This window comes from Streptomyces sp. NPDC093094 (assembly GCF_044754345.1).
Classification (GTDB): Bacteria; Actinomycetota; Actinomycetes; order Streptomycetales; family Streptomycetaceae; genus Streptomyces.
In genome coordinates, this window is record NZ_JBIVOX010000051.1 from 1 (window position 1) to 11,682 (window position 11,682).

The 11,682-nt window shown below is 68.4% G+C and carries 14 protein-coding genes, 1 pseudogene and 1 riboswitch; of the genes and pseudogenes, 9 read left to right on the top strand and 6 right to left on the bottom strand.

What is annotated here, in order from left to right; genetic code table 11:
• Positions 1-80: 80 nt before the first annotated feature.
• Together ACIQGV_RS40505 and ACIQGV_RS40510 are read right to left on the bottom strand one after the other, a co-directional pair.
• Positions 81-434 carry a hypothetical protein gene (locus ACIQGV_RS40505; protein WP_402504722.1) on the bottom strand — a complete coding sequence of 118 codons (354 nt, stop codon included), beginning with the start codon at positions 432-434 and terminating at the stop codon, positions 81-83.
• Between the two features lie 36 nt (positions 435-470).
• Positions 471-1,255: pseudogene (locus ACIQGV_RS40510) on the bottom strand (transposase family protein).
• A gap of 132 nt (positions 1,256-1,387) precedes the next feature.
• Here ACIQGV_RS40510 and ACIQGV_RS40515 point away from each other — a divergent pair.
• The 3 genes from ACIQGV_RS40515 to ACIQGV_RS40525 all read left to right on the top strand — a co-directional run bounded on the left by ACIQGV_RS40515 (position 1,388) and on the right by ACIQGV_RS40525 (position 3,139).
• A complete protein-coding gene (locus tag ACIQGV_RS40515) occupies positions 1,388-1,639 on the top strand; it encodes a transposase (protein ID WP_402504724.1) in 252 nt (83 codons plus the stop codon).
• A gap of 748 nt (positions 1,640-2,387) precedes the next feature.
• The gene (locus tag ACIQGV_RS40520) at positions 2,388-2,525 is read left to right on the top strand and encodes a hypothetical protein (RefSeq protein ID WP_402504726.1); all 138 of its coding nucleotides are present in this window, start codon (positions 2,388-2,390) and stop codon (positions 2,523-2,525) included.
• Positions 2,526-2,530: 5 nt separating this feature from the next.
• Positions 2,531-3,139, top strand: a complete 609-nt coding sequence (locus ACIQGV_RS40525; RefSeq protein ID WP_402504728.1) for a hypothetical protein — start codon at positions 2,531-2,533, stop codon at positions 3,137-3,139.
• A 133-nt stretch (positions 3,140-3,272) separates the two neighbouring features.
• Here the strand turns inward: ACIQGV_RS40525 and ACIQGV_RS40530 are convergent, their stop codons facing one another.
• The gene (locus ACIQGV_RS40530) at positions 3,273-4,490 is read right to left on the bottom strand and encodes an ISAs1 family transposase (protein ID WP_402504730.1); all 1,218 of its coding nucleotides are present in this window, start codon (positions 4,488-4,490) and stop codon (positions 3,273-3,275) included.
• An 850-nt stretch (positions 4,491-5,340) separates the two neighbouring features.
• Here ACIQGV_RS40530 and ACIQGV_RS40535 point away from each other — a divergent pair.
• Positions 5,341-5,622: a hypothetical protein gene (locus tag ACIQGV_RS40535; protein WP_402504732.1), complete on the top strand. Its 282-nt coding sequence runs from the start codon at positions 5,341-5,343 to the stop codon at positions 5,620-5,622.
• A 212-nt stretch (positions 5,623-5,834) separates the two neighbouring features.
• Here ACIQGV_RS40535 and ACIQGV_RS40540 read toward each other — a convergent pair whose 3' ends face one another.
• Positions 5,835-5,999, bottom strand: coding sequence for a hypothetical protein (locus ACIQGV_RS40540; RefSeq protein ID WP_402504734.1), 165 nt, complete (start codon positions 5,997-5,999; stop codon positions 5,835-5,837).
• Positions 6,000-6,045: 46 nt separating this feature from the next.
• Positions 6,046-6,113, top strand: a riboswitch (guanidine-III (ykkC-III) riboswitch).
• A gap of 11 nt (positions 6,114-6,124) precedes the next feature.
• Between ACIQGV_RS40540 and ACIQGV_RS40545 the strand changes: the two genes are divergently transcribed.
• The 3 genes from ACIQGV_RS40545 (at position 6,125) to ACIQGV_RS40555 (ending at position 7,852) form a co-directional block, all read left to right on the top strand.
• Positions 6,125-7,003 carry an MBL fold metallo-hydrolase gene (locus ACIQGV_RS40545; protein ID WP_402504736.1) on the top strand — a complete coding sequence of 293 codons (879 nt, stop codon included), beginning with the start codon at positions 6,125-6,127 and terminating at the stop codon, positions 7,001-7,003.
• 58 nt (positions 7,004-7,061) lie between these two features.
• The gene (locus ACIQGV_RS40550; protein ID WP_402504738.1) at positions 7,062-7,406 is read left to right on the top strand and encodes a hypothetical protein; all 345 of its coding nucleotides are present in this window, start codon (positions 7,062-7,064) and stop codon (positions 7,404-7,406) included.
• Between the two features lie 74 nt (positions 7,407-7,480).
• Positions 7,481-7,852 (top strand): hypothetical protein, encoded by a 372-nt coding sequence (locus ACIQGV_RS40555; protein ID WP_402504740.1) that lies wholly within the window; start codon positions 7,481-7,483, stop codon positions 7,850-7,852.
• 446 nt (positions 7,853-8,298) lie between these two features.
• Here the strand turns inward: ACIQGV_RS40555 and ACIQGV_RS40560 are convergent, their stop codons facing one another.
• Together ACIQGV_RS40560 and ACIQGV_RS40565 are read right to left on the bottom strand one after the other, a co-directional pair.
• Positions 8,299-8,820: a GNAT family N-acetyltransferase gene (locus ACIQGV_RS40560; protein ID WP_402504741.1), complete on the bottom strand. Its 522-nt coding sequence runs from the start codon at positions 8,818-8,820 to the stop codon at positions 8,299-8,301.
• Positions 8,817-9,719, bottom strand: coding sequence for an XRE family transcriptional regulator (locus tag ACIQGV_RS40565; RefSeq protein WP_402504743.1), 903 nt, complete (start codon positions 9,717-9,719; stop codon positions 8,817-8,819). Before ACIQGV_RS40565 ends, ACIQGV_RS40560 begins: the two co-directional genes overlap by 4 nt.
• Before the next feature lie 745 nt (positions 9,720-10,464).
• Between ACIQGV_RS40565 and ACIQGV_RS40570 the strand changes: the two genes are divergently transcribed.
• Positions 10,465-10,914 (top strand): hypothetical protein, encoded by a 450-nt coding sequence (locus tag ACIQGV_RS40570; RefSeq protein ID WP_402504745.1) that lies wholly within the window; start codon positions 10,465-10,467, stop codon positions 10,912-10,914.
• Entirely contained in the window at positions 10,911-11,504 is a 594-nt protein-coding gene (locus ACIQGV_RS40575; RefSeq protein ID WP_402504747.1) for a hypothetical protein, read from the top strand. Before ACIQGV_RS40570 ends, ACIQGV_RS40575 begins: the two co-directional genes overlap by 4 nt.
• The last annotated feature ends 178 nt before the right edge of the window (positions 11,505-11,682 follow it).

The following is an 11,682-nucleotide window of genomic DNA, read 5'->3' on the forward strand; positions in this document are numbered from 1 at the left end:
CAGCAGGCACCGATCCCCTACGAACAGCAGTCAGTTACCCTGACCTTTGCCGCATAACGACACGAACAGGTGTCCACTCCTCAGGGACAAGCCCCTCGGGCGGGAGCGCTCCTCGCTGTTGCTGTGGCCATCAGCCGGCCGAGCTCCCCGGCTGAGTACGAGCGGTAGAAGTGGCGTGGATCGGCGAGTAACACGTCTGCCAGGCCGAGCAGTCGGTCGGCATACTCCACCAACGAGCCCGGCCACTGACGGGTGCCGGGCATCCACGGGGCGGCGCCGTCCGGCAAGGCCGCACGTCCGTCGCGGATGAGGGACTTGGACAGCTTCACACCCGTATCGGTGACGACCTGCGGGCAAAAAAGCCTGGCGGGCAGTTGTCCGCGCGTGAGCCCGACGACCCGCAGGGCGCCGTCGACGAGAATGCAGCCAGGCATCCAGTCGCTCCCCTTGACCATGAGCGTTTTCCAACCTCACGCTGACGCGTGGTGGAGGACGAGGACAGCCTTCACGACGTCGGTGATTCGGTTGGTGCTGCAGCGGAGCTTCCGTAGGAGCCGCCAGCTCTTGAGGGTGGCCATGGCCCGCTCGCCAAGGCAGCGGATCTTGGCGTGGGTGGTGTTGTGGCGACGCTTCCATCGCTTGAGGCGGCGGCCCTGAAACGGTATGCGGACGGGTCCGCCGGCGCCTTGATATGCCTTGTCCGCCCAGCATTTGAGTCCCGCATCGGCGAGGGCTTCGATGATGCCGTGCTGCCACGCGGCGGTCAGGTCGTGAGTCGAGCCGGGCAGAGCCGGCGAGGCCCAGAGCAGCCGTCCGAACGGATCGGTGAGGACCTGGACGTTCATGCCGTGGCGTTTGTGTTTCCCGGAGTGGTACGGGGTGTCGGCGGCGATGTCCCCCAGCCTTCGGCCGGGAGGTGCCCCCAGTCGGTCGGCAGCAGGGTGCCGTCGAGGATCACGAACGCCTTCGTCCGGATCGTCTTCATCGCCTCGGCCAGGGACGGGGCGAGGGCGGCCAGGGCCTCGACGGCTTCACGTATGTAGCGGTAGACGGTCGCGATCCCGATGTCGAACCCGGCAGCAAGCTGGGCGTAGGTGTCACCGCACCGTAGATGGGCCAGGGCGAGCAGTGCCTGACGTGCGGCGGGAAGGCGCCGCCACCGCGTTCCGATCTCCTGCCGCCGGGCTGTCAGTTGTCCGGTCAGGAACCGCAGGGTGCGGCTGGACAGATCAATAGAGGACGGGTAGACAAGCACGCGAAGCTCCTGGCGGACACGGGTGATCTTGGTCGAGAACCCGTCTACCAGGAGCTTCGTCGTTGCTCAGGACAGTCCAACTCGCGGTCAGGCACCGCAGCTTGAAAAGGGCTCACTCATGTCTCCCATGCCATGCGTGAGTCGATCGCCGAGCGTGAATGGCTGACGGTGTTCCTGCTGCCCGCGTGCTCGCCGGACCTGAACCCCGTCGAAGGCGTACGGGCCCACGTCGAGCGCAGCCTGGCCGGCCTCGCCGTGGTCTGCCTCGACCGGCTCGAAACCCTGGTCCGCAACCGGCTCGAACGCCTCCGGTACCGGCCCCACACCCTCGACGGCTTCATAGCCGGCACCGGCCTGGTCCTCGGCGATCCAGCATCACCTTGACGAGCCGAAGCCGGTGACGCCGTCCTGGTGGTCCGGCATGCCGAAAGCAACAAGGGGGGAGGCTGTCTGCCTCCCCCCTTCGGGCGGGACGTGCGCCAACACGACTCCGCCGATGCCCTTGAATCTTGGTTGCACCCAGTGGACCAGGGCTGTTCGGGCAGTAGCTGCCCGTTCCTGTGGAACAGTCTGCGTCTGCAGGCGGGGCTGCAGCAAGAACGATTTGTACACGGATGAGCGAATATCCATTCGACCATAGATATCTGCATCTTCCGCAAGCGCGCGAGGGGCAAAGTGTCCCGTTCATGGTGTCGGACCGCGCGGGCTCGGGTGCATAAGGCCAGGCAGAGGCTGCCGCCCCGGGAATCTACCGGCAAGTAATCGCTTCGTGAACACCGATGAACCAACGAGGCGAGAAATCGGTCTTATGGGTGTATTCGGTATGCCGGTTGGGTTTCCGGAAGCCCTGCATCTGCTGGGACACTGCCAGTGCCCGTACGTCACGCAGCGCCAACTGCGCGGCTACAGGGGCGGGTTGCACCCAGCGTGGGGCCTGTTCAGGCCCCACACCGACACTCAGGGATCCACCATGCCAAAAGCTCCCGACGGTCACGTCGTACCTGATGCCCGGCCCGTTAAGGCACCGCGGTCCGATCCGGCGGGCGAGCCCGTCCCGCACCGCCTCTCGCTGGCACAGGTGCTGCCGACGATCACCTTTCCGGCGATCGGCTGCGCCCTCCACAGCAAAGGCATGCCGCTTGCGGCCATCTTCGAGTTGCTGCTCGGCTGCGGCGCCATCGGCGTCCTGGTGACGCTCGGGGTAACCGGCGGACGCCGTCTCCTGATCGCCCTCGCGCACGGCGTCCTCGCCCTCACCGGCAACAGGTAGCGGCCATGGGGCGTCAAGAGAAGCCCATCACCGGCCCCTATCATCGGTCGGCATTAGCGTTCAGGCTTCGCACCATCCGCGAGCTCGCCGAGGTGACCTACGACGGTATGGGCGAATTTGGTGAAGCATCGGCCGCCACCTACAAACGAACCGCCTCCGGCGTGAATGTGCCGAGGTTGTTCAGGGTGATGGAGTTCGTCAACACCTGTCACCACGCCGCCCCGCCTCAGGCCCTTGACCGACTGCATCTGGCGTCACGCCCGCATGACCTGCACGCATTATGGGCGAATGCACGGATGGAGGAACGCGGCAACCTGCTCCTGCGGGCCCCCAGAGCCCGCTTGATCGCCAACTGGGCCGAGTACAGCCTCGCATTGGTCATTCTCTATGAGAGGGCCGGAGCTCCTCCGCTGCGCGAAGTCCAGAAGTTGGCCGGCGGCGCCGCGCACCTGCCCCTGAGCACACTCGCGCGGATCGTCAACCGTCAGGCGCTCCCAGCCGACAAACGACAGCTCCACGTATTCCTCCTCGGTTGCAGGCTGGACGAAAAACAGCTACCGGAATGGGAGGAGACCTGGAGCAGACTCGCCAGCGGGCGCTCCATTTCGATCTGAAAATCCACGCCTGGTGCAGAGCACGCCAAGAAGGGGCAGGTCCCGGTGCGACTGTGTCACCGTCGAAACGCTGACCTGCCGTAGCCCGGGCCGTGGTCAGGGCTCCGTCGTTCTCGCGGTTGGCGCGGAATGATCACGTGAGTCCGAGGGTGGCTGGTGGCCGGGTCATGTCCCGCCCGTGATGGCGCAGGCCCTCGGCGATGTTGTCCCACCCGGCCTGGCGGAGCGCGCCGATGGCCAGGTTCCGTAAAGAGGCCATCGCCCGCGGTGCACTGCCGGTCCGCACCCGCGAGGCGTCCTCTCCGAACGTCACGTCCCTGACATGGTGCTCACGGTTCTCGATTGCCCAGTGCCCGCGAACGCGTTCCGCCAGGTCGGCGGCGTTCGCCTGGTGCGCCGTCAGGCTGGTGACCGCGTAGACGCGTTCGAGCGACACCGTGCCGGTGCGCGCTGTGCGCCGCCGACGGACGATCTGCAGTGCCTGGCCGGCGTACGGGAACGGCAGCCTGGGCACGGTGACGGCCTTCATGCGGCGGATCTCGTCGCGGCCGTGCGCGGTGGTGCGGGTGCGGTGCATCAGCGGCACCTCCTTCCAGGGAAGATCCTTCACCAGCGCGTGCAGGGTCGGGTGGTTGCCCTTGAGCACGGCGATGTAGTGCGCGCCCTTCTCCTCGACCAGGTACTTCGCGTGGTCGGTCTGGGTCAGCAGCGCGTCGAAGGTCACCACCGCACCGGTCAGGTCCAGCGGGTCCAGCAGCGGCCGGAACGCGGTGATTTCGTTGCTCTTGGCGTCGACCTCGCGTTGGGCGAGCACGATGCCGTCGCCGCGCAGCGCGGAGATCAGGTGGACGCAGCGGCCGTCGGCGCGGATGGCGCCGCGCAGGGATTTGCCGTCCACCGCGACCGCCGCCCGCACCGGGCGGGACGGCGGGTGTGTGTTCTGTTCGGCGGCGCGGGAGGCGTCCGCACGAGCAGTGAGCCAGCTGCCGATCGCCGCGTCGAGCGCGTCGCCGTTCATGCGCTGCAGTACACGGCGCACGGTCGCCTCGCTGGGCGCCCGGTAGGGCCGGTCCGGATCGCGCAGCGTGGCCCCGCACTGGAGAAGCAGCCGGTCAGAGGCGTCGGCGGCCCACTCGGCGATTGCGGTGAGGGACTTCGCTCCGGCCAGAACTCCACAGGCGGCCAGAGCCAGGACATACGACAGCGGGTGACGCCGGCCCCGGAGACAGCGCGGGTCGGGCAGGCGGGACAGCCGGTCCAGCAGGCCGGACAGTTCACCGGGGCGGGCCGGATCGCAACCGGCGAGTTGGCCCAGCCCGGCGGGGATGAGCGATGATGACGCGGCAGGCACGGTCTTCCGTTGTGGTGATCAGCGAACTCGACACTCCATGATCACCGGGGGCCGTGCCTGCGCGTGTATCCGCCGATCCATCACCATCACAGCCGACTTGGGGCATCAGACCCCTACCGGTTCTGTCGGGCTGACCGCGAGAACGACGGAGCCCTGCATCACCGACAGCCGCGACGACGACCCGATCGGCCTGCTGGCCAGCCCCGTCCCGCTGCTGCACCTGCCCTCCCCTCCCTGTTCACCACCCAGGAGTACCGGGCGGCTGCGCTGGTGATCCTGGACAACCGCAGCTACACCACCTTCCGACTTCGCCACATGCACCCCCGCCCCGGCCTCATCCTCGCCACCACCGACCCCGACAACGACGTCGGCGACGGGGGCGAGGGCGGGGACGTCCACGCCCGGGCCGCGGCCATCGGCGCGGAAGCGGTCGTCCAGGCAGCGCATCCACCGACGGGATCAGACCCTCGCCAGTGCGATACAGGACGAACTCGCCACGACCCCCCGGCAGGACAAGACCGGCGAACGGGAGCCGCCCACCGAGGGGAGCGCGGCCGCCAGCCACAGGCACGTCGGCGATCGCCCTCCGCGGCAAGGCCAACCGGGACCAGCCGGCCCGCGGGACCGGGTCGCCGCCCTGCCAGCACGCAACTTCCCCGCGAGCGACGCAGCCGGTGGCGCAGCACCGGAAGCGGGCAGTGCCCGCACGCATTCCTCGCTCACCACAGTCGACCGCTACTACCTCGCGTGGAACGAGTACCGGGCCGAGCACGGTGAGGAACCCAGCGCCGAACGGCTCTCCGTCATTCTTTCGGACCAGGGCCTGCGCAGCCGCGTCGGCGGTAAACCGGTGAGCCCCTCCACCCTGCGCCGTTACCTCCTGCCCTTCCGCGTCTACCACCTTTGGGCCGGGCAGCGAGGAGGCAGGTCGGCACCGTCGCCGGACGCGATAGCCCGACGATGCGCTGTCCAGGGCATCACCGCGCAGCATCAAAAGCCCCTCAGCGCCGACTACATCGCCGGCCAGAGCGCCGACTTCGAACGCCGCTGGCAGGCACTGTCCGTGTACGGGTCCGCGAGAGCCATCACAGCGACAGGCAGCGACTGCTCCACCCGCGCCCTGGCCGAGTGATCTCTCCCCGACGCCTGTGATCGACACCTCGCGCCACGGGCACAACCGACGAGGGCATCGCAGCGGCCCTGCGCGGGCGGAGCAATCGCCACCCCAGCTGCCCGATCCTTCGATGAACGTGCCCGCGACAGCAGGCGCGTGCGCCGATTCCCTCATCGGCGCGCCGCCCATCACGTGGCACGTTTCGACGCGGAGGCTTCCCCGAAGCGGGGTCAGGTGACATCGTGCCGAACGTTGTCGTGGACGCGCACGTCGACGCAGGTGACGGAGAGCGCGTGCAGATGCGTGACGATCTCGCGGCGCACGTCCCCGCCGATGCCGTCGTCCCGGCGCCGGAACACCCGCAGCAGGCCAAAGCGGCTGACGCTACCCGTCACGGGGGCGACCGGGCGGGTCGTCGATCGATCCGGTGGTAGCCTCACGGCGCAGGCGCGCAGGTGCCAGCCCCGGACGAGATGTGCGCCGTACCCGGCCTGCCAGGACGACGCACCCAGGAGGCGTCATGGCCGCAGACACACCGTTCATCGACTTCGGCGGACAGGTTCCCCGGCCCCGCGGGTTGGACGTCCGTTGGATCCACGGCTCACCGTCGTCCAAGCACAACACCGACCCGGACATCCAGGTCCACGCCTACGACGAGCACACGGTCATCCTGCGGCAGAACATGGCGATCGACTACGAGGCGCCGTTCCTGTTCCTGCTGTTCGGCAACACGCAAGCGGTGCTGATCGACACCGGGGCCACCGCGTCCCCCGAGTTCTTCCCGCTGCGCCAAGTGGTCGACGAGCTCGTCGACGGCTGGCTCGCCCGCCATCCCCGACAGGACTACCACCTGCTCGTGCTGCACACCCACGGCCACGGCGACCACATCGCGGGCGACAGCCAGTTCACCGACCGCCCCGACACAACCGTGGTCGACGCGGACCTCGCCACCGCCTGGAAGTACTTCGGATTCGACGAGGACCCCACCGCCACGGCAAGGGTCGATCTGGGAGGCCGTACCCTCGAGTGCCTGGCCACTCCCGGGCACCACGAGGCAGCGGTCACGTTCTACGACCCGTGGACCGGGATCCTGCTCACCGGCGACACGGTCTACCCCGGCCGGCTCTACATCCAAAACTGGTCCGCCTTCACCCGGACCATCGACCGCCTGATCGAGTTCTGCCGCCACCGACCGGTCACCCACGTCCTGGGCTGCCACATCGAGATGACCACCGAACCGGGCGTCGACTACCCGATCCGCACCACCCACCAGCCCCACGAACCCCCACTGCAGATGACCACCCGCCACCTGCACGAAATCCGCACCGCACTCAGCGAGATCGGCGACCAACCCCGCCGACTCGCCTACCCCCTCTTCATCATCTGCCCCAACGACTGAGCCGGGACTGTAAAGAAAACGGCCCTGGTCCACTTTCGGTGGTGACTCACGGACAGTGATGAGTGATGTCAGTGGTGTGTGGTGGGATAGCCGGACTGCGCCGTTGATCTTCTGGGAGCCCTTCGTGACGTCCTCGTACCCATCCCTGACCCGCGCCTTGACCGAGGCTTTGGTCGATGTCCTGTGGTTCATCGACGGCAGCGAAGACGACCAGATGGATCAGGACGACGCGGTCAAGGTCATGGAGGGTGTCGCCCGCTTGATCAGCACGCTGTCGGAAGATCAGCAGCAGGAGATGATCGCCCTGCTCGGGGAGATGGCAGCCGCCGAGAGCAACCCGGCTCGCCGCGAGTTCTTGGAAGAGTTCCCGGAGGGCTTCGGGCTCATCACCGATGCGTCCTGAAGAATTTCAGCTTGCCGTGCAAGACAGGCACCGAACCGCGTCGCGGCGGTTGATCCTGCCCCCCGCTGATCGTCATGATCCCGACGATGTTGGATAGCGGCATGGTCAGAGGCAAGAAGGAGAAGGTGAAGCGGCCCGCCTGGGGCATTCCGAAGGGGATCGTCCTGTTGGCGACGCCGGAAGGCTGGCGCACCAGCGTCCTCACCGCGGAAGGCGGAATGCTCTGCGGACGCCTGGACGTGGCGATCAACACCGACCCGCAAGACGCTCGGGCCGCAGCGGCGGTAATGGTGGCGGAACTCGCGCGCGACTTCCACAACACCGACGTCAAGGTGAGCTGGGATCCGCCTCAGGAGCCCTGGTCGTGGACTGCCCAAGTCACCCTCGCCGCCGAAAGCGAACTACCTTCGCCGGACGCCGAAGGTAAGCGCCAGGCTCAGGAGTAGAGCAGCACGCGCTTGCGAAGGAGTTCGAAGCATGCGCGGCCGGACATCTGGCGCTTCAGCATCTTGATCCGGTTGACATGGCCTTCCACGACCCCGGAGTTCCACGGCAGCGAGAGCCCCGCTATGACGGCGTCGAGGCGCGTTCCAGGTGCCGGGCGAATCGCTGTAGGCCAGGCAGGTCAGCGGTGGTCACGGTCTCGATCCACGCCGGCAGCTGGTGGCCTTGCAGCTGAGTAAGCATGCGGGCGAAGGAGCGAACGTGCCCGACAAGCTGGTGCTGGGGAGGACCTCACCGGTCGGTCCAACCATGTGGCCGGCCCGCGGAAGTTACAAGGCGCAGCGGCAACAGCCGAGCCCGTGGGGTTCGGGAGGCGAACCGGTCATCGCCCAGGAGGGATGCCGGGAAATGTGGCCAAGGCCATTCCATCGGCTGTCCCTCGCCGACTTCATGGGCGTAGCTTCTTCACCATCACGGCGTACAGCGGGGAGTCGGCGAAGGGCCGCTGTTCGCCTGCTTTCTCGTAGCCCCATGTCTCATACATCTTCTGGACCTTCGGGTGCGTCACGTCGACGAGGAGCACGGCGAGATCCTCGCTGCGCTCCTGCACCAGGGCTTCATGCAGGCGATCTGCGATGCCTTGTTTGCGCCACTGCGGGCGCACCATGACCTCGGAGACGGCATAGGTGGCGGCGTGGCCGTCTCCCGGTGCGAAGCCCGTGGAGCGCCACCATTCGCGGCCCGGTTGGAGCGGTGCGCCGTAGGCGAAGCCGGTCGGTTCGTCTGCGTCGAAGGCGACGACGCAGGTGAAGCCGTCCATGGCCGACCAGTGGTCGACGAACCAAGGGAATCGTTGGTTGAACTCGTTGTCCATCGCGTCGGCGTAGGCGTGCACGTCGATCAGCATCTGCCGGAAGCCTTCCGGGAGGCTTCCGTGGGAGTAGTGCCGCAGGTCGGTCACCGTGGTCACGCTCGGCTCCATTCTTCTCGCATGCGGTCTGCCCAGTCGCGGGCGTACGTCGTGGACGGCGCCAGCCGGAAGAGGTCTCGGTGGAAGTCTCCGATCAGTGTGCGCATCCGTCCAGGGAGCGGGGCGCCGTCCATGATCGTGAAGACGGTGGCTGCGGTGGCCGTGGCCTGCTCCGGCTCGCCCTGGCGCAGCTGTGCGAGGGCGAGCTGGCAGGTGGCCAGGGCCCGGTTGCGCTGGAACTGGGCGGGGATCTTGGCCAGAGCGCGATGCGCCCTGGCTTCTGCCTCGGCTGGCTCCCCGTGCTGGTTGAGGATGATGGCGGCGAGGTGGTGGAGTTCGGCCGGTCCGTAGAACGCCGTCCAGCGGGGGCGCTCGTCCTCGGATGCCCTGCCAAGGGTGTCCTGCGCCGCCCCGAGGGCTCTCTTGGCTGCGCGCGGGTCCCCCAGCGTCGAGTGGGCCAGGGCGAGACGGACGCGGCTCATGGAGCCGTAGAACGGATCCCTGCGGGCAGCTCGGGAGGCGGTGGCCGCCTGTGCCGCGGCGAGTTGGTGCGGCCCGTTCTGGCGCTGGTAGCCGAGGATGGCCAGGTTGACCCATACGCGCATGACTGTCGGCGGGTCCTGGGACAGGCCGGCGAACGTGGACGACTCGTGCAGATGTCTCTGCGCCACGTCCAGATCGCGCTGGTCGATGCACGACCAGGCGGCGATGGTGGTGTACTCGGCGGCGAGCGCGTACAGGGCGCGGCGCACGCGCTCGCTGGCGTTGCGTTGCTGGAGTTCGAGAACCCTGGCCCGGCCTTCAAGGGCTGTGGTGGCCAAGGACGTGTGCCCGCCGTGGCGGTCGTCCGCCTCCACGAGACCGTTCATGACGGCCGCCGCTCGGGCCACGTCGGACATGCCCACCGACCGGCGTTGTCGGGCGACAGGGACGGCGCCAGCTGCCGATCCTGTGGTGGAGACAAGGAAGTCACGACGCCGCACGGGGTCCTCCGGGGGGTGCTGCATGGAGCTGGGTGCGCTGAACCCTAAGTCCGCCACCGGGCAGCCGAACACACGCTCAAGTGCGGCGCAAGTCCGGCCGATTGGACGTCGGCTCGACCCGTTCAGCAGGTTGCGCACCGTCCGTGAGGAGATCTCCCCCGGCCGTCCCGTGATCTCGTGCAGCGCTCGGTTGAGCTGATCGGCCAACTCGTCCTGGGTGAGGCCGCGTTGATCCATCCGGCTCTGAAGGATGCGATTCGCTCCCATGCACCGAACGTAATACCGGTCTCACGCTGCCGCCCAGGCACCGGGTAATGCGAACGTAAAGTCTTCCGGGCGGCCGGCATGCCCCAAACCCGGACCTTTCCTGTTGTCGGGCGCTCGCGACTCGTTGACTGGTTGCACGCCGCCGGGGCCGCACACAGCCCGGCGGCACGGAGGATCCTGCCGCTCTCTGCCCCCCGAGGACGTGACGGCGGCGACAGCCGACCGCGCGTCCTTCCCGGACCACTACCGCAACGGTGACGTGATGCACCCGAACCCCCCGACCGACCCTGCCACATGTCTTCCCCCGGCCACGCAAGCCCCGACGAGCGAACAGTCGGCGGTCTCCGCGCCCGAAGGACACCCCGTCAGCGCCACTCTCGCCCTGTTACCGCTGATGGCACAGGCGCAGCCCCCACGCTTCCTCTGGAGCACCAAACTGGTCGCGAACGACGCCGCCGGCGCCAACGCCCGTCTCCGGGTCCGGCCCCGGCTCACCGTGGTCGGCTGGGCCGGCGACATCGACGCCGCCGGACAGATCAGCGACAAACTCGTCGACAACGCCGCCCGCCACGGCAAGCCGTTCAACGACGGCTGCGTCGGCATCCGCCTGACCGTGTCCTCAAAGACCGAGGAACTTCGCATCGAAGTCGACGACGCGGACCCCGCCTTCCCCGACTTCGACAAGGTCACCTCCGCCTCCCACCCGAAGGGCCGTGGCCTGTGGTGGGTGCAGCACTACGGCGGCCGCCTGTCATGGGAGCCGAAGCTCCACGCCGACGGCCAGGTGGTCGGCAAAACGGTCACCGCCATCGTGTGCTCCTTCGACGAGAAGGACCCCGAATGAGCCTCACCGAGCAGTTACCCCGCCGCACAGCCACCCCCGGCAGGACACTCCCGGACCCCGCCCCGGCCGGATTCACCCCCACCACCGGAACCCTCGACCCACGGCACATCGCCCCCGACATGGCCGACCTCGCCGCCCGCGTCCGCAGCCTCATGGCACTCCAGCAGCAAGACGTACTCCAGCTCCCCCTCGGCGGGCACCTGTTCGACATCGTCGTCACCGCGAGCGGCCCCCAGGCCCACGCAGCCGTCGCCGTCATGGACGGCATCCAGCACACGAGCGACGAACAGCCGGACGCGTGCGGGCCCGTCATCGAGGACCCCCACCGCTCCTGGCTCATCTGGCTCGTACCGCCCGGCACCAGCGACCACTGGACGCCCCACCGCCACGCCCTGTGCCTGGGCCGCCCCCACCACCTGGCCCTGCCGCCGGTGTCGGCGACGGAACCGCCGGGACCGTACTGGCTGCGCCCCTGCCGCGGTGACCGGCTCGTCCCGCCCACAGCACTGCGCCAGCTCCTGGACCAGTTCCAGCCCGGCCCCGCCCCCCACGAAACGCTGCTGGCATCCGTGCTCGGCACGATCGCCTGAACCCCGCGCGCGGCGCCCCCCCCCTTCCCTGCACTGCGCCACGCGCGGCCACCACTCCCCGGCTCCTGCCTGTCTCGGGAGCCGGTCAGACCTGCAAGGACCGATGTGTTCACAGCTCTGGGGGGGGGGGGGGGGGGGGGGGGGGGGGGGGGGGGGGGGGGCCCGGGCGCCGCGCGGG